This window comes from Pseudomonas sp. LM13 (genome assembly GCF_041381355.1).
Taxonomy (GTDB): domain Bacteria; phylum Pseudomonadota; class Gammaproteobacteria; order Pseudomonadales; family Pseudomonadaceae; genus Stutzerimonas; species Stutzerimonas frequens.
The window spans coordinates 1-26,262 of record NZ_JACBXH010000005.1 but is presented as its reverse complement, the minus strand read 5'-3'; the positions used below and the strand labels follow the sequence as shown (position 1 = coordinate 26,262).

Here is a 26,262-nt window from a genome sequence, read left to right as displayed (position 1 = left end):
CCAAAGAGGACACCATGATCCGTTCGAATTCCTTGCGCATCGCCAGCGGCGGATTGCTCGCCGCGCTCCTGCTGAGCGCCTGCACCCCGGCCGATCCGCAAGTGGAAACCAGCAAGGCGCTGGCCGATGACGTGCTGCTACCCGCCTACACCCAATGGTCGGAAGTGGATCGTCGCCTCGCGGCGAGCGCCATCGCTTATTGTGCCGACAACCAGACGCTGGAGGAGGCGCGCGAAGCCTTCGTGCACGCCCAGACAGCTTGGGCGGGCCTGCAGCCCCTGCTGATCGGCCCGCTGGGCGAGGGCAATCTGGCCTGGCAGGTCCAGTTCTGGCCGGACAAGAAGAACCTGGTCGCGCGTCAGGTCGGCGCCCTGCTCGAAGCCAAACCCGACCTCAGCCAGGCCGACCTCGACAATGCCAGCGTAGTGGTCCAGGGACTGAGTGCCTACGAATACATCCTGTTCGACCGCAGCATTGATCTGAACGACCAGGCCACTAAGGCCCGGTATTGTCCGCTGCTGGCGGCTATCGGCGAACATCAGCAGAAACTCGCCGCGGGCGTGCTTCAGCGCTGGCAGGACAAGGACGGCATGGCCGACCAGCTGCGCAGCTTTCCCAACGAGCGCTATGCCGAACCGAACGAGGCCATTGCCGAGCTACTGCGGATACAGGTCACCGCCCTCGATGGCCTGAAGAAGAAACTCGGCGCGCCCCTCGGCCGGCAGTCCAAGGGTCATCCGCAGCCCTACCAGGCCGAAGGCTGGCGTAGCGACACGACGCTCGGCAGCATCGAGGCCGCGGTCAAGGGCGCCGAGCGCTTGTGGTCAGGCGCCGAGCAGAACGGGCTGCGCGCGCTGCTGGGCCAAGAGCAGAGCGAACTGGCTGCACGTATCGATGCCAGCTACGGCGAGGTGCTGCAGCAACTGGCGAGCCTGAAGCAGCCGTTCGGCAAGTTGCTCGCCGAGCAAGAGGGTCGAGCACAACTCGACGAGCTGTACGCGCGAATCGACCGTCTGCACCGCCTGCATCAGCTGGAGCTGGCCCGCGCGCTAGGTGTGCAGATCGGCTTCAACGCTCACGACGGAGACTGAACATGAAGCGTCGAACCCTGCTCGGCCTCGGTGGTGCCATGCTGGCCGCCGGCGGAATTGCCGGCTGGACGCTGACGCGTAACGGCGGGCAACCGGTGCTGCTCTCGGCCCGTGATGGCAATGACGGCCAGCACTACGCCGTCGGCTATCGGCTCGATGGCAGTCAGGTGTTCGCCACCCCGGTCGCCGAACGCTGCCACGACGTCTATCCGCACCCCTACCTGCCGCTGGCGGTCTTCGTCGGCCGCCGCCCGAGCCGCGAGAGCTACCTGATCGACTCTCGCGACGGGCAGCTCTTGCAGGTGCTGGTCTCGCCGAAGGATCGCCATTTCTACGGCCACGGCGTGTTCCATCGCGACGGCGAATGGTTCTACGCCACCGAGAACGACACCGCCGACCCAGGCCGCGGAGTACTCGGCGTCTACCGCCTGGACGGCCGGCAACTCGTGCGGGTCGGCGAACATGCCACCCATGGCATCGGCCCGCACCAACTATTGTGGATGCCCGACCACGAAACCTTGGTCATCGCCAACGGCGGCATCCGCACCGAGGCCGACAGCCGCGAGATGATGAATCTCGACGCCATGGAGCCGAGCCTGGTGCTGCTGCGCCGCGATGGCAGCCTGGTGAGCAAGGAACAGTTGCCCGAGCAGATGAACAGCGTGCGTCACCTCGCGGTTGCGGCGGACGGCACCATCGTCAGCGGCCAGCAGTACGAAGGCGACGCCATGGACCGCGTCCCGCTGCTGGCGATCAAGCGTCCGGGTCAGCCGTTCCAGCATTTTCCTCTCGGCGAGGCGCAGCGGCAGAGCATGAACCAGTACACCGCGAGCCTGGCCATTCACGATGAACTACGCCTGCTGGCCGTAACCGCACCGCGTGGCAACAAGGTGTTCTTCTGGGACCTGGACTCCGCAGAGCTGCGCCAGGAGACCCATTTGCCCGACTGCGCGGGTGTCGCCGCAGTCACCGAAGGCTTCGTCGTCAGCTCCGGACAGGGCCGCTGCCGGCTGTTCGACTGCCGGGGCGCGCATATCGTCAGCAGCCACCTGAAAATGCCGGCCGGGCTCTGGGACAACCATTTGCGCATCGTTTAGCTCAAGAAAAACGTCAGCCGGCCGATGATGCTGGGCAACGGCAGGGATGCTCATTGACGTTTTCTCAAATGACGAGACCTTGCCCATGCTCCAAAAATCCCTGCGCGCGCAGATCCTCGCGCTGATCGGCGGCAGCTTGCTGCTGACCCTCCTCATCGCCCTAGCCTGCATTCGCCTGCTCAGCAACAACATCGACCACTTCCAGACGCTGCTCGACGGCCCGCTGACCGAAGTGCAGCTGATCGACGAGGCCAACCTCGAGTTCAAGGTGCAGGTCCAGGAATGGAAGAACGTACTGCTGCGCGGCAAACAGCCCGAGCAGCGCAACCGCTACTGGAGCCAGTTCGAGGCCCAGGAAGCCAAGGTACAGAAGATTCTCGGCGACCTGCTGGTATTGAGCGCCGACGAGCCGGAGTTGGCCAAGCAGATCGAGAGCCTGCGCAACGAGCACCGCACTCTCGGCGCTGCCTATCGCAAGGGCCTGGATGCCTACATTGCCGCCGACAGCGACCCGCTCACCGGGGACGCCGCGGTCGCCGGTATCGACCGGGCGACCAGCGCTCAGCTGAGCGAGCTGGTCGAACAGCTGGGAGACGCCGCCGCGCAGCGCTCGGAGACCATCCGTGCCGACGCACAGAGCACCGCATCCTTCGGCCCGATCATCATGATCCTCGCCAGTGTGGTGGTGGCGCTGTTCAGCCTGTGGCTGGTCAATCGCCGGATCATCGAACCGATTCGCAACCTGATCGAGCACATCGCGCGCCTCAGCCAGGGCAAGTTCGCCGACCGCGTGGATGCCAGCCGCAGCGACGAACTGGGCCGCCTCGCCGCCGCCGCCAACGTGCTGCGCGACTTCCTCGCCGATACCTTCACCCGCCTGCAACAGAGCACCTCGAATCTGGACAGTGCCAGCGGCGAGCTGAACGCCATCGCCAGGCTAATGGCCGAAGGCGCCCGTGAGCAGTTCTCGCGCACCGATCAGGTCGCCACGGCGATGCACGAGATGTCCGCGACTGCTCAGGAAGTCTCGCGGCATGCTGCCGAAGCCGCGCAGGCTGCCGACGACGCTGACCATTCCGCCCAACAGGGTGAAGAGGTGATGCGCGGCACGATCGCCACGATCACCGACATGAGCAACGAGATCGCCAGCACGGCAGACGTCATCCGCCGCCTGGAGGGTGACAGCAGGCGCATCGGCAAGGTGCTGGAAGTGATCCGCGGGATCGCCGACCAGACCAACCTGCTCGCGCTCAATGCCGCCATCGAGGCCGCTCGCGCGGGCGACGCCGGCCGCGGCTTTGCCGTGGTCGCCGACGAGGTGCGCACCCTGGCCCAGCGCACCGCCGAGTCCACTGCCGAGATTCACCAGATCATCGACACCGTGCAGACCGGCGCGAGCAATGCGGTACGCGCCATCGAAAGCGGTCAGGCGCGCAGCGAACAGGGCGTCGGCCAGGTGACCGAGGCCGGTCAGATGCTGCAGCGCATCACGGAAGCGGTCGAGGCGATTCGTGACATGAACCGCCAGATCGCCACGGCCGCCGAGGAACAGACCGCGGTGGCCGAAGACATTTCACGCAACATCACCGAGATCACCTCGATCGCCACCATCAACCAGCAGAACGTCGAGCGCACCGAAACCGCCAGCCAGAACCTGCATGGGCTGTCGGCGCAACTTACCGAAGTCACCCAGCGCCTCGCCGGCTGATGATCAGCGGGCGCGCCGACAGTCTGTCGCCCGCCCCGCACCTGCGCGGCTTTCCGGCCGTTCTCCCCCTTTACTTGGCCTCGATTCGGGGCTAAGTTCCTCCCTCCCCGGTCCAGCTGCGCCATCGCCAGCATCGCCCATCGCGACGATGACCGGACCGTTCGAACGGCTGCCTCGATCACGGCAGTAGACAGCCGGCTCACATCTCCAAGGAAATCGGAAAATGTTGCGCCGCATGCTGTTCATGCTGGGCGCGGTGGTCGTCGTCGTTGCGATCCTCGCCGCCTTCAAGTTCAACTCGATCTACCAACAGATTCAGCAGTTCCAGGCGCCCAAGCCGGCGATCAACGTCGAGGCGGAGGTCGCCCGGCGCATGGACTGGCAGAGCCGCCTGCCGGCGATCGGTACGCTCAAGGCATCGCAGGGCATCGACCTCAGCGTCGAGATCGCTGGCACCATCAGCGACGTGCAGTTCCAGTCCGGCGAGAAAGTCAGCAAGGGCCAGGCCATCGTGCTGCTGGACAGTGAAGTGGAGCAGGCCAGCCTGGCCAGCGCCGAGGCCGACCTGAACCTGTCCCGCCTGGAGTTCCAGCGCGCCCGCAGCCTGCTCGACCGCCAGGCCATTTCCCGCAGCGAGTACGACCGGCTCAATGCCCAGTCGCAGAAGGCCGAGGCCAGCGTCGCCCAGTTGCGCGCCAGCCTGGCGAAGAAGCGTGTGCTCGCGCCCTTCTCCGGCACCATCGGCATCCGCCAGGTGGATGTCGGCGACTACCTCGCCGCCGGTACGCCGATCGCCACGCTTCAGGACCTGTCCACGCTGTACGTCGACTTCTTCCTGGCCGAACAGCATGTGCCGCTGCTGGCACTCGGGCAGAAAGTGCAGCTGCGCGTGGCGGCCTACCCGAACGAGCGTTTCGAAGGCGAAATCACCGCGCTGAACCCGAAGGTGGAAACCACAACGCGCAACGTGCAGGTGCGCGCTGAACTGGCCAACCCCGACGGCCGCCTGCTGCCCGGCATGTTCGCCGACCTGCAGGTGCTGCTACCGACCGAAACCGCGCAAGTGGTGGTGCCGGAAACCGCCATCACCTACACCCTGTACGGCAACTCGGTACTGCTGGTGACCGAAGGCACGCCGCCGGAGGGGGTCAGCAGCGACGAGCCGTACCTGGTGGTCGAGCGCCGCTTCGTCACCACTGGCGAGCGTCGCGACGGCCTGGTGGTCATTCTCGACGGCCTGGAAGGCGGCGAACAGGTGATCACTGCCGGCCAGCTCAAGCTCGACAGCGGCACCCATGTCGCTATCGCCGAGAGCCGCACGCTCAAGCTGGACGGCGCCGAGCCGGCGTCCGAATAAGCGGCCTGCCGCTCCGGCGGTAGCGCCACATCGAACAGTTCCAGGGACTTGCCCATGGCCTTCACCGATCCCTTCATCCGCCGCCCGGTACTGGCGAGCGTCATCAGCCTGCTGATCGTGCTGCTCGGCATTCAGGCCTTCAACAGCCTGACCATTCGCCAGTACCCGCAGATGGAAAGCGCGCTGATCACGGTGACCACCGCCTACCCCGGCGCCAACGCCGAAACCATTCAGGGCTACATCACCCAGCCGCTGCAGCAGAGTCTGGCCAGCGCCGAAGGGGTGGACTACATGACCTCGGTCAGCCAGCAGAACGCCTCGGTGATCTCGGTCTACGCGCGCATCGGTGCCGACACCGATCGCCTCTACACCGAGCTGCTCAGCCAGGCCAACTCGGTGAAGAACCAGCTGCCGCAGGACGCCGAGGACCCGGTGCTGAACAAGCAGGCGGCCGACTCCACCGCGCTGATGTACATCAGCTTCTACAGCGACCAGCTGAGCAACCCGCAGATCACCGACTACCTGTCGCGGGTCATCCAGCCCAAGCTGGCGACGCTGCCTGGCATGGCCGAGGCGGAGATCCTCGGCAACCAGGTGTTCGCCATGCGCCTCTGGCTCGACCCGGTGAAACTGGCAGCCTACGGGGTCTCCGCGGGCGACGTGAACGAGGCGGTGCGCAAGTACAACTTCCTCTCGGCGGCCGGCGAAGTGAAAGGCCAGTACGTGGTCACCAGCATCAACGCCGACACCGAGCTGAAGACACCGGAAGCATTCGCCGCCATCCCGCTCAAGACCCAGGGCGACAGCCGCGTCCTGCTGGGCGACGTGGCACGGGTGGAGATGGGCGCCGAAAGCTACAACTCGATCAGCTCGTTCGACGGCATCCCGTCGGTCTATATCGGTATCAAGGGCACGCCCAGCGCCAACCCGCTGGACGTGATCAAGGAAGTGCGCGCAGTCATGCCGCAGATCGAGGCGCAACTGCCGCCGGGCCTGAAGGCGACCATTGCCTACGACGCCACCGAGTTCATCCAGGCCTCCATCGACGAGGTGGTAAAGACCCTGGCCGAAGCCGCGGTGATCGTGATCGTCGTGGTCTTCCTGTTCCTCGGCTCACTGCGCACGGTGCTGATCCCGGTGGTAACCATCCCGCTGTCGATGATCGGCGTGCTGTTCTTCATGCAGACGATGGGTTACTCGATCAACCTGCTGACGCTGCTGGCCATGGTATTGGCGATCGGCCTGGTGGTGGACGATGCCATCGTCGTGGTGGAGAACATCCACCGGCACATCGAGCAGGGCAAATCGCCGTTCCAGGCGGCGCTCGACGGCGCCCGGGAGATCGCCATGCCGGTGGTCTCGATGACCATCACCCTGGCCGCGGTCTATGCCCCCATCGGCTTCCTGCAGGGGCTGACCGGTGCGCTGTTCCAGGAGTTCGCCCTCACCCTGGCCGGCGCCGTGCTGATCTCCGGCGTGGTGGCGCTGACGCTGTCGCCGATGATGTGCTCGAAGCTGCTGCGCCACGAAGAGAACCCCAGCGGCTTCGCCCATCGCCTGGACGAGCTGTTCGAGCGCCTCAAGCAGCGCTACCAGCGCGCCCTGCACGGCACCCTGAACACCCGCCCGGTGGTGCTGGTGTTCGCCGTGCTGGTGCTGGCGCTGATTCCGGTGCTGCTGATGTTCACCGAGAGCGAACTGGCGCCGGAGGAGGACCAGGGCATCGTGTTCATGATGGCCAGCGCACCGAAGACCGCCAACCTGGACTACCTGAACGCCTACACCGACCAGTTCCTGGAGATTTTCCAGAGCTTCCCGGAGTACTACTCCTGGTTCCAGATCAACGGCTTCGACGGCGTGCAGAGCGGCATCGGCGGCTTCCTGCTCAAGCCCTGGGACGAGCGCGAGCGCTCGCAGATGGAAATCCTCCCCGAGGTCCAGGCCAAGCTGGATCGCCTGCCCGGCCTGCAGATCTTCGGTTTCAATCTGCCTTCGCTGCCGGGCACCGGCGAAGGCCTGCCCTTCCAGTTCGTGATCAACACCGCCAACGACTACGAGACGCTGTTGCAGGTGACCGAGCGCATCCGCAAACGCGCCGAGGAGTCCGGCAAGTTCGCCTTCCTCGACGTGGATCTCGCCTTCGACAAGCCAGAGATCGTGGTCGATATCGACCGCGAGAAAGCCGCGCAGATGGGTGTTTCCATGGAAGACCTGGGTCTGACCCTGAGCACCCTGCTTGGCGAAGGCGAGATCAACCGTTTCACCATCGAAGGCCGCAGCTACAAGGTCATCGCCCAGGTCGAGCGCGCCTACCGCGACAACCCCGGCTGGCTGAGCAACTATTACGTACGCAACCAGCAGGGCCAGATGCTGCCGCTCTCGACCTTGATCAAGGTACGCGACCGCGCCCGCCCGACCCAGCTCAAGCAGTTCCAGCAACTCAATGCCGCGATGATCCAGGGCTTCCCCATCGTCAGCATGGGCGAGGCGATCGAGACGCTGCAGGGGATCGCCCGCGAGGAAGCGCCGGAGGGCTTCAGCTTCGATTACGCAGGCGCTTCGCGCCAGTACATTCAGGAAGGCAATGCGCTGTACCTGACCTTTGCCCTGGCACTGGCGGTGATCTTCCTGGTGCTGGCCGCGCAGTTCGAGAGCTTCCGCGATCCGCTGGTGATCCTGGTCACCGTACCGCTTTCGGTGTGCGGGGCGCTGGTGCCGCTGTTCCTCGGCCTGTCGAGCATGAACATCTATACCCAGGTAGGCCTGGTGACGCTGATCGGCCTGATCAGCAAGCACGGCATCATGATCGTCGAGTTCGCCAATCAGCTGCGCCGTGAGCGCGGCCTGAGCCGCCGTGAAGCGGTGGAGGAAGCGGCAGCGATTCGCCTGCGACCGGTGCTGATGACCACCGCGGCGACTGTGTTCGGCATGGTGCCGCTGATCATCGCCAGTGGGGCCGGTGCGGTCAGCCGATTCGACATCGGCCTGGTGATCGCCACCGGCATGTCGGTCGGCACGCTGTTCACCCTGTTCGTGCTGCCTGCCGTCTATGAACTGCTGGCCAGGCCGGACAAGGCACCGCAGCCGGCCGCCGCGCCCGGCATCGCCTGACGCCAGAGGCGTTAGCGCATGCCTTGTGACAGGCCGTAGAGAAGCAAGAGCAGATCCTGATCGGGACGCGCCGCCTCGAAGCGGGATCTGCCGTCTGGCGGCAACGGGCAATAGCTGCGGCTTTCGCTGCTCTGCACCAGTGTCGCTCCGGGCTCATTCCATGCCGCTACGCAAAGCGTGGTCACTCCGAGCGCGCCGATGAGGAACAATCCTCGAGCGATTTCCAGCTTCATGGCGTAAACCCTTGATTAGGCGGTGGTTAACTGACCGTAGCCCAGCTAGCTAATTCCTGCGTTGTTTTTGACGAACGGTCGAGGATGCACTGAACGGCACGCAAAAAAAACCCCGCACGAGGCGGGGTTCTTTTTTATGGTGCCAAGAGGCCGGTCGGCTTACATCATGCCGCCCATGCCACCCATGCCGCCCATGTCCGGCATAGCCGGGGCCGGCTTGTCTTCTACCACTTCGGCAACCATGGCTTCGGTGGTGACCATCAGACCGCCGATGGAGGCAGCAGCCTGCAGCGCGGAACGGGTGACCTTGGCGGGATCGAGGATACCCATCTCGATCATGTCGCCATAGGTGTCGGATGCAGCGTTGAAGCCGTAGTTGCCCGAACCCTGCTTGACCTTGTCGACCACCACGCTCGGCTCGCCACCGGCGTTGGAGACGATCTGGCGCAGCGGCGCTTCGACAGCGCGACGCAGCAGCGCGATACCGACGTTCTGGTCTTCGTTGTCGCCCTTGAGCTCGGAGATGGCCTGCAGAGCGCGTACCAGAGCCACGCCACCGCCAGGCACCACGCCTTCTTCGACGGCTGCACGGGTGGCGTGCAGGGCGTCTTCGACACGGGCCTTCTTCTCTTTCATCTCGACTTCGGTACCGGCACCGACCTTGATCACGGCAACACCGCCGGCCAGCTTGGCCAGACGCTCTTGCAGCTTCTCTTTGTCGTAGTCGGAGGTGGTGTCTTCGACCTGCTTGCGGATTTGCGCAACGCGGGCTTCGATATCAGCCTGGGCGCCAGCGCCGTCGATGATGGTGGTGTTTTCCTTGTTCAGCACGACGCGCTTGGCGTTACCCAGGTGCTCCAGGGTAGCGGTCTCCAGGCTCAGGCCGACTTCTTCGGAAATCACGGTACCGCCAGTCAGGATGGCGATGTCCTGCAGCATGGCCTTGCGGCGGTCGCCGAAGCCAGGCGCCTTGACAGCCGCGACCTTGACGATGCCGCGCATGTTGTTGACGACCAGGGTCGCCAGCGCTTCGCCTTCGACGTCCTCGGCCACGATCAGCAGCGGACGACCGGCCTTGGCGACACCTTCCAGCACCGGCAGCAGTTCGCGGATGTTGGAGATCTTCTTGTCGACCAGCAGCAACAGCGGGTTGTCCAGTTCGGCCACCATGGTGTCCGGCTTGTTGATGAAGTACGGCGACAGGTAGCCGCGGTCGAACTGCATGCCCTCGACGACGGACAGTTCGTTCTCGAAGCCCGAACCTTCCTCGACGGTGATCACGCCTTCCTTGCCCACGCGCTCCATGGCCTCGGCGATGATCTGGCCGATGGACTCGTCGGAGTTGGCGGAGATGGTGCCGACCTGGGCGATGGCCTTGGAGTCGGTGCACGGCTTGGCCAGTTGCTTGAGCTCGGCGACGATGGCGATGGTCGCCTTGTCGATGCCGCGCTTCAGATCCATCGGGTTCATGCCGGCAGCGACGGCCTTCAGGCCTTCGTTGACGATGGCCTGGGCCAGAACGGTGGCGGTGGTGGTGCCGTCACCGGCCTCGTCGTTGGCCTTGGAGGCAACGTCCTTGACCAGCTGAGCGCCCATGTTCTCGAAGCGATCCTTCAGCTCGATTTCCTTGGCAACGGAAACGCCGTCCTTGGTGATGGTCGGAGCGCCAAAGCTCTTTTCCAGCACCACGTTGCGGCCTTTCGGGCCGAGGGTCGCTTTCACCGCATCAGCCAGGACGTTCACGCCGACCAGCATCTTCTTGCGTGCGGAATCGCCGAATTTGACTTCTTTAGCAGCCATGTTGATTGATCCTCAATTCTTGAATTATCGATGGAGATTCGCGGGTGATCAGGCTTCGATGACAGCGAGGATTTCGTTCTCGCTCATCACCAGCAGGTCTTCGCCGTCGACCTTGACGGTATTGCTGCCGGAGTACGGGCCGAACACCACCTTGTCGCCGACCTTAACGGCCGGAGCGCGCACTTCGCCGTTGTCCAGCACACGTCCGGTACCGACAGCAACGACTTCGCCACGGTTCGGCTTCTCGGCAGCGGAGCCCGGCAGGACGATGCCGCCTGCGGTCTTGGTTTCTTCTTCGCTGCGACGAATCACGACGCGGTCATGCAGAGGACGAAGCTTCATTGTCGATCTCTCCTAGTAGAGTGGTTCCATGCCGATGACCCTTCATCGGCGGGTTGGGCAAATCCGGCGGTGCCGGTTGCGGCCCGCAACGCGAGCCGCAGAAGACGGACTGTCGAACACGACAGCGACCTTGCGGTGTCCGCTACATGCGGGCGTTGAAGAGCATTTCAAGGGGCGCGGATGAAATTTTCATGGCTACAAATGCAAACCGGCATGCCTGCTGGCATGCCGGTCTTCGAGCGAGCGGATCATTTGTCCTGATCGCGCCGCTCCCATTCGCCTTCGATCACGTTCGGCCGCTGCGGGTTGGACCGCGCCTGCAAGTCATCGGCAAAGGCGCGCTGGCGGCGCACCTGCGCCTCCATGCGCCGGTTGATCTGACGGAAGAGGAAGTTGCGGGTCGGCGGGAACAGCACGATCAGCGCCAGCACGTCGCTGATGAAGCCCGGCAGGAACAGCAGGCCGCCGCCGATAGCCATCATCAGGCCCTGCAGCATCTCGCGCTCGGGTAGCTCGCCGCGCGCCAGGCGCTCGCGGGCACGCCAGGCGGTGGCGAAACCGGCCAGACGCAGCAGCAGGACACCGGCGATGCCACTGAGCACCAGCAGCAAGATGGTAGCCAGCGCGCCGATGGAGCTGCCGACCTTGATCAGCACGAACAGCTCGGCCAGCGGAAACAACAGAAACAGCACAAAGAAGATTCGCATCGATGGTCCTTGGCGGAAGATCAGCTTCCAGTCCTCTGTAGATGGCGGCATCCCGGGTCTAATTCAACCCGGGTGAAAAAAGCCCTGTAACCGGATTATGCGCAGCGCCGCTGAAGCCAAGCTGAATCGAATCAGCGACGCGCCATCGCCACCAACGCCTGCCGCACCGCCCCGGGCGTCGCGCAGGGTTCGGGGAAGGCTAGCCAATGCAGCGCCTGGCCGATGCGCAGGTGGAAGCCTTCGCTGTCGATGCCGGTCATCCGCGCCGCGGATTCGCGCGGCAGCCCGGCCTGTTCGACATAGTGCGCGATGGCCGCGGCATGATCGTCATTCATGTGCTCGACCATGCCCCGCTCCACCTCGCCGTTCTCCGCCGCGAAGGGGTTGGCCAAGGCGACCTGATCCAGCCAGTGGATCGCACCGAAACCGCCAATGTAGCGCCAGCGCACCGGTTCCAGCACCCAGAAGTCGAAGTCGTGTACGCGGTGGTAATCCTGCGATTCGGGGAAGTAGCTGTAATAACGCTGGGCAGCCGCCTCGACCGTCGCCGCGTCGTCGAGCTGGCGGGCCTCGGCCAGCAGCGTGAGCCGACCCGCCGCCTGCACGTCCTCGGCGGCGCGATCGCCGACCAGCAACGAGCAGCGCCCGTCGGCCTTGAGATTGCGGGTGTGCTGGGCGATCCGGCTGATGAGGATCAGCGGCCAGCCATTGGCGTCCAGGCAGTACGGCACGACCGAGCCGAACGGAAAGCCGGGCATGGCCTGGGAATGGGTGGAGAGCACGCCGCGGTATTCCTTGAGCAGGAGTTTTCGGGCATGCTTGCGGGCTTCGGCGCTCACCTGTGGCTCCTCGAGACGGGTCCGGGACGACGGAGCGCCCAGCATAACGATTTCCCTGGCGGGCGTCGTTCCCGCCTTACAAGGACAACAGGAGACGCGCATGCAACTGCAAGACAAGGTCATCATCGTCACCGGCGGTGGCCAGGGCCTCGGCCGGGCCATGGCCGAGTACCTGGCGAGCAAGGGCGCGCGACTGGCGCTGGTGGACCTCAACCAGGAGCGTCTGGACGAGGCCGTCGCCGCCTGCAAGGCCGCCGGCGGCGAGGCACGCGCCTATTTGTGCAATGTCGCCAACGAAGAGCAGGTCAGCGACATGGTCACGCGCGCGGCCGAAGACTTCGGCGGCCTGCATGGCCTGGTGAACAATGCCGGCATTCTGCGCGACGGCCTGCTGCTCAAGGTCAAGGACGGCGAGATCAGCAAGATGAGCCTGGCGCAGTGGCAGGCGGTGATCGACGTCAACCTCACCGGCGTGTTCCTCTGCACCCGCGAAGTCGCGGCGAAGATGGTCGAATTGAAGAGCGAAGGCGCGATCATCAACATCTCGTCGATCTCCCGCGCCGGCAACATGGGCCAGACTAACTACTCCGCGGCCAAGGCCGGCGTGGCCTCGGCCACCGTGGTCTGGGCCAAGGAGCTGGCGCGCTACGGCATTCGCGTGGCAGGCGTGGCGCCCGGCTTCATCGAGACCGAGATGGTCGCCAGCATGAAGCCCGAAGCCCTGGAGAAAATGACGTCCGGCATTCCGCTCAAGCGCATGGGCAGGCCGGCGGAGATCGCCCACTCGGTGGCGTACATCTTCGAGAACGACTATTACACCGGCCGCATCCTCGAACTGGACGGCGGGCTGCGTCTCTGATCGGGGCGTCAGGGCCAAAGAAGAAAGGCAGCCAGATGGCTGCCTTTCTTATATATGCACACCGGATCGATAAGGCTTACCAGCCCACGCCGAAACCGATGCTGTAGCGGGTCAAGTCGAGATCGTTGTCGGCACCGCTGATGATGTCCTTCTCTGCCTTCATGTTCAGCGAAGCCCAGTCGGTCACCTTGTAACGCAGGCCGACCTCGGCATCGAGCGCGTAATCGGCCACGTTCTCCAGCGGCTTGCCGAGTTCGCCGGTACTGAACAGCTCGAAGGTCTTGCCCACCAGGTAGCGGTTGTAGTCCCACTTCATCACCGCCAGGTAGAAGTTCTCCTTTTCGCCGTCGGCAAACTCGTAGTCGCTACGGTTGATCAGCCCTGCCAGGGAGAAGGCGCCCAGCTCGTTGTCCCAGAACTGGTAACCGGGACCGGTACCGATGGTGCGCTGACGGCGCACGTCCTCGATCTGGTCGCGCTTGTAGCTCAACCGCCCCTGCCAGAACCAGTGCTGATCGAGGAAGCGGTCCAGCGCGTACTCGGCATCCCAGTTGTCGGTGACCGTCACGCCGTCGCGGTACTCGCGGTTGTAGTTGCCGGTGCCGTTGTGGCGCCACAGCCCGTGCCGCGCCTTGGTGTCGAAGGAGACGTCATAGTCATCCGTATCGGTTTCGGCACGCTTGTAGTCCATCGCCACATCGACGTTGCCGCTCCAGGTGAAATCCTGAATCAGCGGTTTGGGATGGATGATCTGGGTGATGCTCGCCAGCTCCACCGTGCGCGGCGCGGCACCGTTGGCGATGACGACCTTGCCCTCGTCGGCTGCCTGCAGGGACTGAGCGACCTCGCCGGTCACGTCGTCCTGCTTGATCAGCAGTTTCTGGTCGCTTTCCAGCGTGGCGATCTTGCTCCACTTCAGCGGAATCGAACCGCCATACTCGGTTTCGATGAGCAGCTTGCCGCCGTCGAGCACACTGATCTTGCCGGTCAGGCGATCGCCGTTCTTCAGCCATACGGTGTCGGCGAACGATGGCAGAGCAAGAGCGGAGAGGGTCACGCAAAGCAGGGTTCTGGGGAACATACGGGTATTGAAATCAGGTCTGGGTCGGTTGAAAGGCTGGCATTATCCCTATGCGTCTAACCACAGCAAGCACAGACCGCCGAACGGAACCCGAGTTCTCCGGCCCGTCGATTTACCTCCCCGGAAGCCCCAGCATGAATGACCACGCACCGCTGCTGCCGCCCTCCGCCGACGCTGAAACGCGCCGAGCTGCCGTCTATCTAGTGATGTCGCAAATCCCGCCCGGCAAGGTGGTGAGTTATGGCGAGCTGGCCGCCATGGCGGGGCTCGGCCGGGCTGCACGTTGGGTCGGCCGGCTGATGTCGCAGCTGCCCGAGGACACCACACTCCCCTGGCATCGAGTGATTGCCGCCGGCGGCCGCCTCAGCCTGCCAGCCGGAACAGCAGCAGGTCACGAACAGCGGATGCGCCTGCGGGCAGAGGGCCTGACCATCGTCAACGACCGAGTGGACATGCGTCGGCATGGCTGGCATTCGACGGAGCACAGCGGTTAGAGTGCGCCCTTCGTCCAATCCGTGCAGAACCTCGATGTATGTCCCGTGAAACCTGGCGCGATGCGCTAGCCGCCTACGCCAGCCCCGCTACGCTAGCCCTGCTGTTGCTGGGTTTCGCTGCGGGTCTTCCCGCCGTTCTGGTGTTCTCCACACTGTCGGTCTGGCTGCGCGAAGCGGGCGTCTCGCGGGAAACCATCGGCTTCGCCAGCTGGATCAGCCTGGCCTACGCCTTCAAGTGGGTGTGGTCGCCGATGCTAGACCAATGGCGGCTGCCCTGGATCGGCGCATTGGGCCGACGCCGCTCGTGGCTGGTGCTGTCGCAGGCATTGATCGCCCTCGGCCTGATCGGCATGGCTTTGTGCAACCCGCAGCACAACCTGGCGATGCTCATCGCCCTGGCGGTGGTCGTGGCATTCTCGTCGGCCACCCAGGACATCGCCATCGACGCCTATCGCCTGGAGATCGTCGAGGACAAGCTGCAGGCGACCCTCGCCGCCAGTTACATGACCGGCTATCGCATCGCCATGCTGCTCGCCAGCGCCGGCGCCCTCTTCCTCGCCGAATGGCTGGGCTCGAGCAGCCTCGACTACAACCAGGCGGCCTGGACCACGACCTATTTCGTCTTCGCGCTGCTGATCCTGCCCGGTCTGATCACCAGTCTGGTGATCCGCGAGCCGGACGTAGCCGCGCCACTGCCTAACGAGCCCTCGCGCTACACCTTCAATCATCAGCTGGCCGCGGTCGGCCTGCTGCTGGTGCTGCTGGTCTCGGTGCCGGCGATGATCAATGCGCTGATCGCCCAGGCCTGGCCGCGCGCCACGCTGTACGCACTGTTCATCCTCGGCAGCGTATCGCCGGTGGGCCGGGCGCTGTTCGTCCCGGTACGGCATATCTTCAGTCAAGCCAAGCAACGCCAGCGACCGGTGCGCTTCGACTTCGCCCACCAGGCCGTGTCGGTAATCGTGCTGATCATCCTGATGGTTTCCACTACCGGCATGTTCCAGTCCTACTGGGGCGGCTACTGGCCGCGCGGCACCATGTATCTGCTGATCTGCTGGGGCTGCCTGTCGGCCCCAGGACGCATCCTGATGGGGCCGGTGCTGACGCCGATCACCGATTTCATCGTGCGCTACCGCTGGCAGGCGCTGCTGCTATTGGGGCTGATCGCCACCTATCGCATGTCGGATACGGTGATGGGCGTGATGGCCAACGTGTTCTACATCGATCAGGGTTTTTCCAAGGACGAGATCGCCAGCGTAAGCAAGCTGTTCGGGCTGGTGATGACGCTGCTGGGAGCGGCCTTCGGCGGTTTGCTGATCGTGCGTTTCAGCATCCTGCCGATCCTGTTCATCGGTGGCGTCGCCTCCGCGGCGACCAACCTGATGTTCATGCTACTGGTGGAGATGGGCGCGAACCTGAACATGTTGATCGTCACCATCTCCTGCGACAACTTCAGCGGCGGCCTCGCCTCCACCGCGTTCGTCGCCTACCTGTCGAGCCTGACCAACCTGAAGTTCTCGGCGACCCAGTACGCGCTGCTCAGCTCGCTGATGCTGCTGCTTCCGCGCCTGCTCGGTGGGTATTCCGGCGTCATGGTGGAGCACCTGGGTTACAGCAACTTCTTCCTTGTCACCGCCCTGCTCGGCATACCGACACTGGTATTGATCGCCTGGCAATGGAGCCGAGATCGCCAGCAACCCGGCGACGCGCAGCGCGAAGCAGCCTCGGAACAGTCCTGAGGCGACCAGCAGAAACGACGAAGCCGGCAGATGCCGGCTTCGCTTCGTTCAGGCAAGGCTTCAGCTCTGGACCAGGTGCACCACGCGCTGCGGAAACGGAATGCCGATCCCAGCAGCGTCGAAACGCTCCTTTACCAGTTCGGTGAAACCGAAGGTCACCGGCCAGAAATCGCCGGTCGCGACCCACACCCGCAACGACAGATTGACCGAGCTGTCACCCAACCCGGTGACGAACACCACCGGCTCGGGATCGCGCAGAACACGCTCATCCTGCGCGATTTCCAGCAGGATCTGCCGTGCCAGCTTGATGTCCGCGCCGTAGTCGATACCGACGTTGATATCGGCACGGCGCCGCGGCTCGCGGGAGTAGTTGGTGATATGCCCGTTGGATAGAGCACCGTTGGGCACCACGATGGTCTTGTTGTCGGCGGACTTGAGCACCGTATGGAAGATCTGAATCGAATCGACGGTGCCTGCTACGCCCTGGGCTTCAATCCACTCGCCGACCCGAATCGGGCGGAACAGCAGGATCAGCACGCCGCCGGCGAAGTTCGCCAAGCTGCCCTGCAGGGCCAGACCGATGGCCAGGCCGGCAGCACCGATCACGGCGATGAACGAAGTGGTTTCCACCCCGATCATCGAGGCCACACTGACCAGCAACAATACCTTGAGGATGATACCGGCCAGGCTGCCGATGAAACCGTGCAGGGTCGGATCCACCTTGCGCCGCTGCAACAGAGCGCTGACCTTGGCGGTCAGCGTATTGATCAGCCACCAACCGAATAGAAAGGTCAGCAATGCCAGCGTCACCTGGGCGCCGTATTGCAGAACGACCGGCAGCCAGGCTTCGGAGAGATCGACCAGATAATCGATAGAGAGGTCCATGCAGAGATGCTCCTTCAGGAATCGGTGCCGGCGAGCCGGGCACCGAGAACAGCGGGGTTGGTGCGTGCGCCGAAGCGCGGCGGGAATCAGTCGCGGAAGTTGTTGAATTGCAGCGGCATGCCGAACTCGTGTCCGCGCAGCAGGGCGATGGCTTCCTGCAGGTCATCGCGCTTCTTGCCGGTGACGCGCACCTGCTCGCCCTGGATGGCAGCCTGCACCTTGAGCTTGGCGTCCTTGATGTGCGCGACGATCTTCTTCGCCAACTCCTTGTCGATGCCTTCGCGCAGCGTCACTTCCTGCTTCGTGGTCTTGCCGGAGGCATAGGGCTCCTTGACTTCCAGGCACTGGATATCGATCTTGCGTTTGACCAGGCTCAACTTGAGAATCTCTAGCATCTGCTCCAATTGGAACTCGGCTTCTGCCGTCAGCTGCACGGTCAGGTCCTTCTGCTCGAAGCTGCCTTTGCCACGCAGGTCGTAGCGACGATCGAGTTCCTTGATCGCGTTGTCGATCGCGTTGGTGACTTCGTGCTTGTCCAGTTCGGACACCACGTCGAACGAGGGCATGGGATTCCTCCACTATGTAGCGCGACGGGCCGCATGAGCCGAGCGCGCGTGTCTTGACGGTTAAGAAAGCGCGGTCATTATAACGCTTCGACGTTTCAGCGCCCGCCCCTACGGAGTGACAGGACGTCCCCCTCCAACTGATTGAGCTTGCCATGCCCAACCCCCACCTGAGCATCCTCGTGGTCGATGACGCCAAGTTCTCCAGCGTCATGATCGGTCGTGCCCTGAGCAAGGCCGGCTACCAGGATATCCGCTTCGCCAGCAGCGCCGCTGACGCGCTGGCGCAGCATGCGCAACGTCCTGCCCACGTACTGTTGGCCGACTGGCTGATGCCGGAGATGGATGGCCTCGAGTTGACCGGACAGATTCGCCAACGCGACGCCCTGAGCGGCCACTACAGCTACGTCATTCTGCTCACCGGGCGCGACAGCGAGAATGCGCTCGGCCTGGCATTCGACCATGGCGTCGACGATTTCATCAGCAAGTCGGCAATGAACGAGCAACTACTGCCGAGAATCTTCGCTGCCGACCGGCTATGCGCCTCGCTGCAGCAGCTGAAGCAGGAGAACCATCAGCTGGCCGAAAGCGTCGCCAGCCTCGAAGAGCAAAGCCTGCACGACCCACTGACCGGGTTGGGCAACTGCCGCTATCTACAGCAGCGCCTGGCCGCCAGCCTGCGGCAAATGGAGAATCGTGGTACCGCGCTGTACTACCTGCAGATCGGCCTGCCGGACGCGGATGCACTGCGCGAACGTTACGGAAAGCCCGTCTATGCGGAAATCCTCTGTGCCATCGGCGCTCGCCTGCAGCAGCTGGTCCGCCCACTGGATGTGGTGTGCCGGATCGATGAGCAACAGTTCGGCCTGCTGGCGCTGGTCGATGACCTGAAGGGCTGTTCGCCGAGCAGCTTCAAACGCCTGCACGAGGGTCTGAACCTGCGCGCGCTGAAGACCAGCGAAGGCTTCATTTCGATCAAGGCAGGCATCAGCCTGATCAGCCTCGATGCCGACGCGCTCCCGGTCACACCGCAGGCCATCATCGAACGTGCCGCTGCGCTGCTGCCGAGCGCCTACAGCACGGGCCGTATCGTCCCCTTCCGGCTCAAGCAGTCGGCATGAGTCGATGACCTGGCACATTCTCGGCGCCGGTGCGCTCGGCAGCCTGTGGGCCACCCGGCTGGCTCGTGCCGGTCTGCCGGTACGGTTGATCCTGCGCTCGGCGCAACGCCTGGACGAATACCAACGCGCCGGCGGGCTCGGCCTGCGGGAGAACGACAATCTCGAGCGCTTCGACATCCCCGCGGAGCTGCCCGACGCACCGACCACCATCAGACGACTGCTGGTTGCCTGCAAGGCCTACGATGCCGAAGCCGCTGTGTCCCGGGTCGCCGCTCGCCTGGCCCCGGGCGGCGAACTGCTCCTGCTGCAGAACGGTCTCGGCAGTCAGCAAGCGATCGCCGAGCGCTGGCCGCAGGCCCGCTGCATCTTCGTGTCGAGCACCGAAGGGGCCTATCGCGAGACTGATTTCCAGGTACTGTTCGCAGGCCGCGGGCAGAACTGGCTGGGCGACCCGCATGGCGGCGCAGCGCCTGCCTGGCTGAGCGAACTGGACCTGGCCGGCATCGGGCAGACGTGGAGCACGGAAATTCTCTCGCGGCTCTGGCGCAAACTGGCGCTAAACTGTGCAATCAATCCACTGACCGTGCTCCATGACTGCCGCAACGGCGAGCTGCTGCAGCACCCTGTGCAACTCGCTGTGCTGAGCGAAGAACTCGGCAGACTTCTCGTAGCCAGCGGCCAGCCAGCGGCCGCCAACGACCTGGAAAACGAAGTGCTACGGGTCATCGAAGCCACGGCGGCCAACTACTCGTCCATGCATCAGGACGTCCGTCTTGGCCGTCGCACGGAGATCGCCTATCTGCTCGGCCACGCCTGTGCCACGGCCGAAACCCTGGGGCTGCCCGCTCCGACGCTGCACGCGCTGCACCAGCGTCTTTGCGAGCACCTGCGCCAGCGCGGATTGCCCACCGACTGAGCCGCGGCTACCCTGCAGAAACCTCTGCCGCCTCGTACCGCCAATGATCCTGCGTCAACGCCTCGAAAACCTCCCGGTCGGCCGCAAGCTACTGCTCGCCCTGCTCGTCCTCCTGGCTGCGGTCCTGCTGGTGTCCAACCTCACCTTCATCAGCGCCGCCTATTGGATCTCGCGGCAGAGCGTAGCGCCCCAGGCCATGCATACGCTGGGCGAACTGTTCGCTACCGAAGAACTGAGTACGCGCGCGCTGACCTCACCAGAAGCGGCAAATTCGTTACTCAGACGCCTGGACGGCTATGCGCCGCTGCGCGCAGCGATCATCTACGACCGCGACGGCAACAGCCTGGCACAGGTCCAGCAGGGCGAGCGCCTGCGTCTGCCCGAGCGGCTGAGCGCGGTCGCCGACTGGCGCGCCGGCGAGATCCGCGCCAATCTGCTGGTCCGCTTGCCACAACCGGACGGCAGCGCCGGGCATCTGCTGATGGTCGCCAGCAGCGAACTGCCCGGGGCGTTCTACACCGGCACGCTGACCGCGAGCCTGGCGATCCTCGTGGCCAGCCTGCTGCTGTGGGTTCTGGTCGCCCGGCAGATCCGCCAGCTGATCACGCGGCCAATTCGCGACCTCGAAGCGTTGTCCCGCCAGGTAACCCGCGAGGAGAACTATTCGCTACGGGCCAAGCCCGGCAACCAGGACGAGATCGGTCGCCTGGCCGACGCTTTCAACACCATGCTGTCACGCATGGAGGCTCGCGAGCAGCAGCTCAAGCGCGCCCGTGACGATGCCCAGGAAGCCTTCGATCACGCCCAGGGGCTGGCCGAGGAAACGCGGCACTCCAACCGCAAGCTGGAGCTGGAGGTCCAGGTTCGCAGCAAGATCGAGCAGAAACTCACCGGTTTCCAGAAGTACCTCAACAGCATCATCGATTCGATGCCCTCTGCGCTGATCGCCCTCGATGAGCAGCTCTACGTCACCCAATGGAATCAGGAAGCCAGTGCCCTCTCCGGAACGCCGCTGGACGACGCGCTGAATCAGCCGGTGTTCGTCGCCTTCGAGCCGCTCAAGCCCTTCCTGGCGCAGATCCGCCGCACTTCCGAGCAGCACGTGGTGGAAAAGATCGAGCGGGTGAGCTGGCAGCGCAACGACGAGCCGCACCACTATGCACTGACCTTCTACCCGCTCAGCGGAGCAGGTGGCCGCGGCGTGGTGATCCGCATCGACGACATCACCCAGCGCATCAACATGGAAGAGATGATGGTGCAGTCGGAGAAGATGCTCTCGGTGGGCAGCCTGGCCGCCGGCATGGCTCACGAGATCAACAATCCCCTCGGCGCCATCCTGCACAACGCGCAGAACATCCGCCGCCGGCTTTCGCCCGAACTGGAACGCAATCGCGAAGCAGCGGAGGAAACCGGCGTGCGTCTGGAGGCGGTCAACCAGTACCTGCAACGCCGCGAAGTGCCGCAGTTGCTCGACGGCATCCAGCAGGCCGGCTCCCGGGCCGCGAAGATCGTCAGCCACATGCTCAGCTTCAGCCGCATGAGCAACCGGCAGCTGGCCGATTGTCAGCTGCCGATGCTGATCGACCAGGCGCTGGAGATCGCCGGCAACGATTTCGCCCTGATGGAGGGTTTCGATTTCAGGTCGATCGAGATCGTTCGCGACTTCGATCCGCAGATCGATCGCGTACCCTGCATCGCCAACGAACTGGAACAGGTTCTGCTCAATCTGCTGAAGAACGCCGCCCAGGCAATCCACCAGAACCAGGCTCAGGAACGCGGGCGCATCATCCTGCGCACTCGACTGAACCCGCCATGGGCAGAGATTCAGGTCGAAGACAACGGTGGCGGCATTCCGGAGAACGTTCGCAAACGCATATTCGAACCGTTTTTCACCACCAAGGAAGTCGGTCAGGGAACCGGACTGGGCCTTTCCGTCTCGTATTTCATCATTACCAACAACCACCAGGGCCAGATGGAGGTGCAGTGCCAACCCGGCCATGGCTCCACCTTTACCCTGCGCCTGCCACTGAGTTCGCCTGGCGAGCCGCCGGCGGCCTGAACAAGGAACCAATAGATGGGCAATCGACTGTCGAAGATCTACACCCGTACCGGCGATAGCGGTGAAACCGGCCTGGGCGATGGCCGCCGGGTCGCCAAGGATCATCCCCGTGTGGAAGCCATGGGCGAGGTCGACACGCTCAACAGTCAGCTCGGCCTGCTGCTTGCCGAACTGGCTGAGGCGCAAGTGCAATGGCCTGCGCTCGATGAGCTGATCAGCGTGTTCGGCCCGTGCCAACACCGCCTGTTCGATCTTGGCGGCGAGCTGGCGATGCCCGACTACCAGGCGCTGCAGGAAAGCGAGATCGAGCGGCTGGAGCAGGCCATCGACAGCTGGAATCAGGAGCTGGGGCCGCTGAAGGAGTTCATCCTGCCGGGCGGTTCCAGGCTCATCGCCCTCGCCCACCTGTGCCGCAGCGTGACGCGCACTGCCGAGCGCCGGTGCCAGCAGCTCAATGCCAGCGAAACCGTGCGCCCGGTGCTGCTGGCCTATCTGAACCGGCTGTCCGATGCGCTGTTCGTCGCCGCGCGCCTGATTGCGCGGCGCCAGGGGTGTGGCGAGATCCTCTGGCAACCCGCCGCCGCGGCAGCCGGCGCGGATGACTGAGCACCGCGTGGATCAACAGGCGCGACGGCGCGACGGGCTGCATGCCGCTTGGGAAGCCTTCATCGTCCTGCTGGTCTGCGTGAACCTGGCGCTCATCCTGTTCGACAGCCTGTTCGCGCTGCAGCCGGTCAACACGGCGCTTGCCAACCTGCTGCCGCAACTGCACGAGCGCTATCAGCAAAGCATCCACGTCAACTTCCAGTACATCGACCTGGCCTTCGTCGCGGTCTTCATTCTCGACGTGCTGCTCGGCTGGACGGTCGCACTGTTCGAGCGCCGTTATGCGCGCTGGTACTACTACCCGTTCGCCCACTGGTATGACGTGCTCGGCTGCATTCCGCTGGCGGGATTCCGCTGGCTGCGGGTACTGCGGGTTGGCAGCCTGCTGATCCGCCTGCAGCGTCTGGGCCTGATCGACATGCGCCGGTGGGCCGTCTACGGGCTGTTCAGCCGCTACTACTACCTGTTGATCGAGGAGCTCTCCGACCGGGTGATGGTGCGCCTGTTCGGCCGTCTGCAGCAGGAGATCGGCGCCAGCGATGACCTCTCCCGGCGTCTTCTGCAGGAGGTGGTCCGACCGCGCAAGCAGCGCGTGCTCAACGACCTGTCGCGGCGCCTGCGGGACATGCTGGAGACCGGTTACCGGGACAATCGCGGCGCCATTGAAGGCTATGTCAGCCAGCTGATCCACCAGGCGCTGCAGGACAATCCGGAGATGCACAGCCTCAGAAGGCTGCCGCTCGGCAATCGACTGGCTGCGACGCTCGACGACGCGCTCAGCGATATCGCCGCACGCCTCCTGCAGGGCGCCATCGAAGGCATGCGCGGGCCGCAGTTCCAGGCCCTGGCGGCCAATCTCGCCGACGAGTTCTTCGATGCCTGGGTCTATCAGGACGAACACACCGACCTGGCCCTGGAAGAACTGTTGGTGGATGTCATCGAGGTGCTCAAGCAGCAGGTGCTCGACCGACGCTGGAGTCGTTTCGTCGGACCGACGCCACCCGCAACGCCGCCCGATTGATCGGATCAGCTCGACTGCGCCGCGCCGCGCCCGGGCTCCTCGCCCTCATCCACGCCCCGGAAACCGGCCGCCGACTTCTCGTCGAGACGCGCACCAATGACCATTTCCGTCGCCCAGTTGACCAGGATCGATGTGTAGGCCTCCTGGCAGCGCTCGTTGCTCAGCGCATGGTCGGCGCCCTCGATGATGCGATGGGTCAGCGACTGGGTGCGGTGAAAGGCGGCGCGATAGCTCATGATGGTTTCGTGAGGCACGAAGGTGTCGTGCTGCGACTCGACGATCAACACATCTCCGCGAAAGGCGGAGCAAGCGGCCAATGCACGGTTCTCTTCCGGCAACACCCGCCGGCTGCGCAGTTGATTGAGCACATCGCGGTCCAGTTGGCGCTTGGGCAGGTTCCAGTCCTCGTCGCGATAGAGCGCAGGCACCCGCAGCGCCAGCCATTTGACCGGCCGCAGAGAGGTCAGGATGGTGGCCAGATACCCGCCATAGCTGGTTCCGACCACGGCGATGGCGGACGGATCGATATGCGGATGTTGAGCAAGCAGGTCGTAGGCAGCCAGGAGATCGGCGAGGTTCTGCTCGCGGGTCACCGATTCCTGTTGCGCGCGGGTCTGCGCGTGTCCCCGCAAGTCGAATGACAGGCAGACACAGCCGAGCCCGGCGATGCCGCGGGCGCGGGTGAGATCGCGCTGCTGGCTGCCGCCCCAACCGTGAACGAACAGCACGCCGGGCATCTTGGCCGGCGGTGAAAGGAACGTACCGGCGATATGCTCATCGCCAACCAGAATGTCTACTGTCTCGCTATGCGTCGCCATATTGCTCCACCACTACGCATTTGGTGACGAAACCAACCTCGTCATCCTGACCCTGATACAGGATCGTGGCTGCCGCCGGCGCCGGGCGTTCTCGACCATAGATCTCGAGCGAAGATGCCCGTACAACTCGCGCGCACGTGCCCTGACGGAAGAGTTCCAGCGCCGCGATTTCAGCGCTGCTGGCACCACCGATGCGCCAGGATTGTTCCAGCACACCCGAGCGCGGCTGGCCGCGACCGTCGATCCCCTGGGCGATGTCGTAGTTGCGCCTGGAGGCGAAGAAGTTTCGGTAGCAGGCCGAAGCGGCCTCGTCGTACACCTGTGCCTGGCTGACGGCGAGCCGTGTGGTTTCCGTTAGTTCAAGCGCCAGCAGCGCCTCGAAGTCACCGTCCACGACGACCAGATCGGAACCGCCGTACACCTCGTTGCCGGCGTTATCCTCGGTCAACCGCTGGGTACCGTAGTAGCTCGCCAGGCGGCCGCCGACCCGCACCTGTCCGACGCTGAAGGTCGTGACGTGCTCCAGATGGGCCTCTAGCACCAGGCCGTACTCGGCCAGCTCCTGCTCATCGAGCGCAAACAGAGCCTGATCGAGGGCGTCACTGTCATCGACGCGCTGCTGGCCGCGTCCACCGGTAGCTCGGACCGGCTTGATGCGCACAGAGCCCTCGTGCAGCAGCCGACGCCCGGCATCTCTGGCATCCTCCAGACTGAAGACGCTATAGCCAGCGAGCACACTGCCCTTGACCTGCGTACTGAAATCGCGCGACCAGCCGACCGGCGCAGCGGCGTCCGGGCGAATCAGTGGGTGGGTAATGGCCTTGGTTTCGACGAAGGCCTGCGGTACCACACCGCCGAACAGGTCAGACTCCCCGCACAGGCCCAGCGCCTGGGCTTCACGCAGGCCGACCACCGTACCGGATGGCACGAGATAGGGTTGAGCCTCATAGCGACGGGTCGGATCGTAATCGCCGCCATAAGTCAGCCCTAGCAGTGCAGCCAGACGCTCGGCCAAGGCTGCATGTACGACCCGTTCGTGCTGTGGCTCATTGGGTCGGTTGGCATGGGTCAGTACGACCCTGCGCGAGTTTTGCGACGTTTGCGCATTCATCATTTCGTGGACAGCTCCATGGACTGCTCGACATGCGCGCCCGGAGCCCATGGCCATCGCGAGCGCTCGCTACCACCTGAGCCGTAGCGCGGTGTACCGCAGTAGACCGCAGACACCTCGCAACGATCCTCGGCAGACCGCCGGGCGAATCCAATAACCCCCCAACCAGACGCAAAAAAGGGGAACAACCTCGCGGTTGCTCCCCTTCTTTTTCGCGCTTCGATCAAGCCGGCGCGGAGGCACGGATCAGGTGATCGAAGGCGCTCAGCGAAGCCTTCGCGCCTTCACCGACGGCGATCACGATCTGCTTGTACGGCACCGTGGTCACGTCACCGGCAGCGAACACGCCGGGGATGCTGGTCTGTCCCTTGGCGTCGACGATGATCTCGCCGAAGCGCGACAGCTCCAGGGTGCCCTTGAGCCATTCGCTGTTGGGCAGCAGGCCGATCTGCACGAAGATGCCTTCCAGCTCGACTTCGTGCATCTCGTCATTGTTGCGATCCTTGTAGACCAGGCCGGTGACCTTCTGACCGTCGCCCTTGACCTCGGTGGTCTGCGCCATCTTCAGCACGCGGACGTTGGGCAGGCTGGCGAGCTTGCGCTGCAGCACGGCGTCGGCACGCAGGTCTTCGCCGAATTCCAGCAGGGTGACGTGGGCGACGATGCCGGCCAGGTCGATGGCCGCTTCCACGCCGGAGTTGCCA

The 26,262-nt window shown here is 64.2% G+C and carries 24 protein-coding genes; 13 read left to right on the top strand and 11 right to left on the bottom strand.

Annotated features, from left to right (window positions below; genetic code table 11):
• The first annotated feature begins 14 nt into the window (after positions 1 to 14).
• The 5 genes from HZR81_RS05935 (at position 15) to HZR81_RS05915 (ending at position 8,364) form a co-directional block, all read left to right on the top strand.
• On the top strand, positions 15 to 1,091 hold the full coding sequence (locus tag HZR81_RS05935) for an imelysin family protein (RefSeq protein ID WP_125869065.1): 1,077 nt from the start codon (positions 15 to 17) through the stop codon (positions 1,089 to 1,091).
• Between the two features lie 2 nt (positions 1,092 to 1,093).
• Positions 1,094 to 2,188 carry a DUF1513 domain-containing protein gene (locus HZR81_RS05930; RefSeq protein ID WP_500127574.1) on the top strand — a complete coding sequence of 365 codons (1,095 nt, stop codon included), beginning with the start codon at positions 1,094 to 1,096 and terminating at the stop codon, positions 2,186 to 2,188.
• 85 nt (positions 2,189 to 2,273) lie between these two features.
• On the top strand, positions 2,274 to 3,896 hold the full coding sequence (locus tag HZR81_RS05925; RefSeq protein ID WP_500127573.1) for a methyl-accepting chemotaxis protein: 1,623 nt from the start codon (positions 2,274 to 2,276) through the stop codon (positions 3,894 to 3,896).
• Positions 3,897 to 4,119: 223 nt separating this feature from the next.
• Positions 4,120 to 5,253 (top strand): efflux RND transporter periplasmic adaptor subunit, encoded by a 1,134-nt coding sequence (locus tag HZR81_RS05920; protein ID WP_500127572.1) that lies wholly within the window; start codon positions 4,120 to 4,122, stop codon positions 5,251 to 5,253.
• A 54-nt stretch (positions 5,254 to 5,307) separates the two neighbouring features.
• Positions 5,308 to 8,364, top strand: a complete 3,057-nt coding sequence (locus tag HZR81_RS05915) for a multidrug efflux RND transporter permease subunit (RefSeq protein WP_500127571.1) — start codon at positions 5,308 to 5,310, stop codon at positions 8,362 to 8,364.
• An 11-nt stretch (positions 8,365 to 8,375) separates the two neighbouring features.
• Here the strand turns inward: HZR81_RS05915 and HZR81_RS05910 are convergent, their stop codons facing one another.
• The 5 genes from HZR81_RS05910 to HZR81_RS05890 form a co-directional block, all read right to left on the bottom strand.
• Positions 8,376 to 8,597 (bottom strand): hypothetical protein, encoded by a 222-nt coding sequence (locus HZR81_RS05910; RefSeq protein WP_500127570.1) that lies wholly within the window; start codon positions 8,595 to 8,597, stop codon positions 8,376 to 8,378.
• A gap of 159 nt (positions 8,598 to 8,756) precedes the next feature.
• Positions 8,757 to 10,397 (bottom strand): chaperonin GroEL, encoded by a 1,641-nt coding sequence (gene groL / locus HZR81_RS05905; RefSeq protein WP_500127569.1) that lies wholly within the window; start codon positions 10,395 to 10,397, stop codon positions 8,757 to 8,759.
• Between the two features lie 48 nt (positions 10,398 to 10,445).
• Positions 10,446 to 10,739, bottom strand: coding sequence for a co-chaperone GroES (locus HZR81_RS05900; protein ID WP_011914234.1), 294 nt, complete (start codon positions 10,737 to 10,739; stop codon positions 10,446 to 10,448).
• A gap of 248 nt (positions 10,740 to 10,987) precedes the next feature.
• Entirely contained in the window at positions 10,988 to 11,446 is a 459-nt protein-coding gene (locus HZR81_RS05895) for an FxsA family protein (RefSeq protein ID WP_110776129.1), read from the bottom strand.
• Positions 11,447 to 11,577: 131 nt separating this feature from the next.
• Entirely contained in the window at positions 11,578 to 12,285 is a 708-nt protein-coding gene (locus tag HZR81_RS05890) for a HugZ family pyridoxamine 5'-phosphate oxidase (RefSeq protein ID WP_500127568.1), read from the bottom strand.
• A 100-nt stretch (positions 12,286 to 12,385) separates the two neighbouring features.
• On the opposite strand from HZR81_RS05890, the gene HZR81_RS05885 reads away from it, so the two are divergent.
• Entirely contained in the window at positions 12,386 to 13,144 is a 759-nt protein-coding gene (locus HZR81_RS05885; protein WP_500127567.1) for an SDR family oxidoreductase, read from the top strand.
• A gap of 76 nt (positions 13,145 to 13,220) precedes the next feature.
• Here HZR81_RS05885 and HZR81_RS05880 read toward each other — a convergent pair whose 3' ends face one another.
• Positions 13,221 to 14,225 carry a DUF481 domain-containing protein gene (locus HZR81_RS05880; RefSeq protein WP_063540070.1) on the bottom strand — a complete coding sequence of 335 codons (1,005 nt, stop codon included), beginning with the start codon at positions 14,223 to 14,225 and terminating at the stop codon, positions 13,221 to 13,223.
• A gap of 134 nt (positions 14,226 to 14,359) precedes the next feature.
• Here HZR81_RS05880 and HZR81_RS05875 point away from each other — a divergent pair, with 134 nt between their 5' ends.
• Positions 14,360 to 14,719: an MGMT family protein gene (locus tag HZR81_RS05875; protein WP_063540071.1), complete on the top strand. Its 360-nt coding sequence runs from the start codon at positions 14,360 to 14,362 to the stop codon at positions 14,717 to 14,719.
• Between the two features lie 38 nt (positions 14,720 to 14,757).
• Entirely contained in the window at positions 14,758 to 16,458 is a 1,701-nt protein-coding gene (locus HZR81_RS05870) for an AmpG family muropeptide MFS transporter (RefSeq protein ID WP_500127566.1), read from the top strand.
• Between the two features lie 60 nt (positions 16,459 to 16,518).
• Here the strand turns inward: HZR81_RS05870 and HZR81_RS05865 are convergent, their stop codons facing one another.
• Entirely contained in the window at positions 16,519 to 17,343 is an 825-nt protein-coding gene (locus HZR81_RS05865; RefSeq protein WP_125852665.1) for a mechanosensitive ion channel family protein, read from the bottom strand.
• An 86-nt stretch (positions 17,344 to 17,429) separates the two neighbouring features.
• Positions 17,430 to 17,909: a YajQ family cyclic di-GMP-binding protein gene (locus HZR81_RS05860; protein ID WP_063540074.1), complete on the bottom strand. Its 480-nt coding sequence runs from the start codon at positions 17,907 to 17,909 to the stop codon at positions 17,430 to 17,432.
• 152 nt (positions 17,910 to 18,061) lie between these two features.
• On the opposite strand from HZR81_RS05860, the gene HZR81_RS05855 reads away from it, so the two are divergent.
• Genes HZR81_RS05855 through HZR81_RS05835 form a run of 5 tightly spaced genes read left to right on the top strand, consistent with a single transcriptional unit; the run spans position 18,062 to position 23,629 of the window.
• Positions 18,062 to 19,027: a GGDEF domain-containing response regulator gene (locus tag HZR81_RS05855; protein ID WP_156244746.1), complete on the top strand. Its 966-nt coding sequence runs from the start codon at positions 18,062 to 18,064 to the stop codon at positions 19,025 to 19,027.
• 4 nt (positions 19,028 to 19,031) lie between these two features.
• Positions 19,032 to 19,943, top strand: coding sequence for a putative 2-dehydropantoate 2-reductase (locus HZR81_RS05850; RefSeq protein ID WP_500127565.1), 912 nt, complete (start codon positions 19,032 to 19,034; stop codon positions 19,941 to 19,943).
• Positions 19,944 to 19,986: 43 nt separating this feature from the next.
• Positions 19,987 to 22,002, top strand: a complete 2,016-nt coding sequence (locus tag HZR81_RS05845) for a sensor histidine kinase (protein ID WP_313409778.1) — start codon at positions 19,987 to 19,989, stop codon at positions 22,000 to 22,002.
• A gap of 15 nt (positions 22,003 to 22,017) precedes the next feature.
• Positions 22,018 to 22,608: a cob(I)yrinic acid a,c-diamide adenosyltransferase gene (locus tag HZR81_RS05840; protein WP_102839761.1), complete on the top strand. Its 591-nt coding sequence runs from the start codon at positions 22,018 to 22,020 to the stop codon at positions 22,606 to 22,608.
• Positions 22,601 to 23,629, top strand: a complete 1,029-nt coding sequence (locus HZR81_RS05835) for an ion transporter (protein ID WP_500127564.1) — start codon at positions 22,601 to 22,603, stop codon at positions 23,627 to 23,629. Before HZR81_RS05840 ends, HZR81_RS05835 begins: the two co-directional genes overlap by 8 nt.
• A 5-nt stretch (positions 23,630 to 23,634) precedes the next feature.
• Here HZR81_RS05835 and HZR81_RS05830 read toward each other — a convergent pair whose 3' ends face one another.
• From HZR81_RS05830 to HZR81_RS05820, 3 genes are all read right to left on the bottom strand, one after another.
• Entirely contained in the window at positions 23,635 to 24,447 is an 813-nt protein-coding gene (locus HZR81_RS05830; RefSeq protein WP_500127563.1) for an alpha/beta hydrolase family protein, read from the bottom strand.
• Entirely contained in the window at positions 24,434 to 25,561 is a 1,128-nt protein-coding gene (locus HZR81_RS05825) for a DUF3182 family protein (protein WP_500127562.1), read from the bottom strand. The genes HZR81_RS05830 and HZR81_RS05825 overlap by 14 nt, the downstream gene beginning before the upstream one ends.
• A gap of 220 nt (positions 25,562 to 25,781) precedes the next feature.
• The coding region (locus HZR81_RS05820) for an FAD-dependent oxidoreductase (protein ID WP_500127561.1) at positions 25,782 to 26,262 on the bottom strand (481 nt) is incomplete at its 5' end.

Bases quoted from the DNA above. Each gene is read 5' to 3' on its own strand.
- HZR81_RS05935 (WP_125869065.1), top strand. From the start codon at position 15: ATGATCCGTTCGAATTCCTTGCGCATCGCCAGCGGCGGATTGCTCGCC.
- HZR81_RS05930 (WP_500127574.1), top strand. From the start codon at position 1,094: ATGAAGCGTCGAACCCTGCTCGGCCTCGGTGGTGCCATGCTGGCCGCC.
- HZR81_RS05925 (WP_500127573.1), top strand. From the start codon at position 2,274: ATGCTCCAAAAATCCCTGCGCGCGCAGATCCTCGCGCTGATCGGCGGC.
- HZR81_RS05920 (WP_500127572.1), top strand. From the start codon at position 4,120: ATGTTGCGCCGCATGCTGTTCATGCTGGGCGCGGTGGTCGTCGTCGTT.
- HZR81_RS05915 (WP_500127571.1), top strand. From the start codon at position 5,308: ATGGCCTTCACCGATCCCTTCATCCGCCGCCCGGTACTGGCGAGCGTC.
- HZR81_RS05910 (WP_500127570.1), bottom strand. From the start codon at position 8,597: ATGAAGCTGGAAATCGCTCGAGGATTGTTCCTCATCGGCGCGCTCGGA.
- groL (WP_500127569.1), bottom strand. From the start codon at position 10,397: ATGGCTGCTAAAGAAGTCAAATTCGGCGATTCCGCACGCAAGAAGATG.
- HZR81_RS05900 (WP_011914234.1), bottom strand. From the start codon at position 10,739: ATGAAGCTTCGTCCTCTGCATGACCGCGTCGTGATTCGTCGCAGCGAA.
- HZR81_RS05895 (WP_110776129.1), bottom strand. From the start codon at position 11,446: ATGCGAATCTTCTTTGTGCTGTTTCTGTTGTTTCCGCTGGCCGAGCTG.
- HZR81_RS05885 (WP_500127567.1), top strand. From the start codon at position 12,386: ATGCAACTGCAAGACAAGGTCATCATCGTCACCGGCGGTGGCCAGGGC.
- HZR81_RS05880 (WP_063540070.1), bottom strand. From the start codon at position 14,225: ATGTTCCCCAGAACCCTGCTTTGCGTGACCCTCTCCGCTCTTGCTCTG.
- HZR81_RS05875 (WP_063540071.1), top strand. From the start codon at position 14,360: ATGAATGACCACGCACCGCTGCTGCCGCCCTCCGCCGACGCTGAAACG.
- HZR81_RS05870 (WP_500127566.1), top strand. From the start codon at position 14,758: ATGTCCCGTGAAACCTGGCGCGATGCGCTAGCCGCCTACGCCAGCCCC.
- HZR81_RS05865 (WP_125852665.1), bottom strand. From the start codon at position 17,343: ATGGACCTCTCTATCGATTATCTGGTCGATCTCTCCGAAGCCTGGCTG.
- HZR81_RS05860 (WP_063540074.1), bottom strand. From the start codon at position 17,909: ATGCCCTCGTTCGACGTGGTGTCCGAACTGGACAAGCACGAAGTCACC.
- HZR81_RS05855 (WP_156244746.1), top strand. From the start codon at position 18,062: ATGCCCAACCCCCACCTGAGCATCCTCGTGGTCGATGACGCCAAGTTC.
- HZR81_RS05850 (WP_500127565.1), top strand. From the start codon at position 19,032: ATGACCTGGCACATTCTCGGCGCCGGTGCGCTCGGCAGCCTGTGGGCC.
- HZR81_RS05845 (WP_313409778.1), top strand. From the start codon at position 19,987: ATGATCCTGCGTCAACGCCTCGAAAACCTCCCGGTCGGCCGCAAGCTA.
- HZR81_RS05840 (WP_102839761.1), top strand. From the start codon at position 22,018: ATGGGCAATCGACTGTCGAAGATCTACACCCGTACCGGCGATAGCGGT.
- HZR81_RS05835 (WP_500127564.1), top strand. From the start codon at position 22,601: ATGACTGAGCACCGCGTGGATCAACAGGCGCGACGGCGCGACGGGCTG.
- HZR81_RS05830 (WP_500127563.1), bottom strand. From the start codon at position 24,447: ATGGCGACGCATAGCGAGACAGTAGACATTCTGGTTGGCGATGAGCAT.
- HZR81_RS05825 (WP_500127562.1), bottom strand. From the start codon at position 25,561: ATGATGAATGCGCAAACGTCGCAAAACTCGCGCAGGGTCGTACTGACC.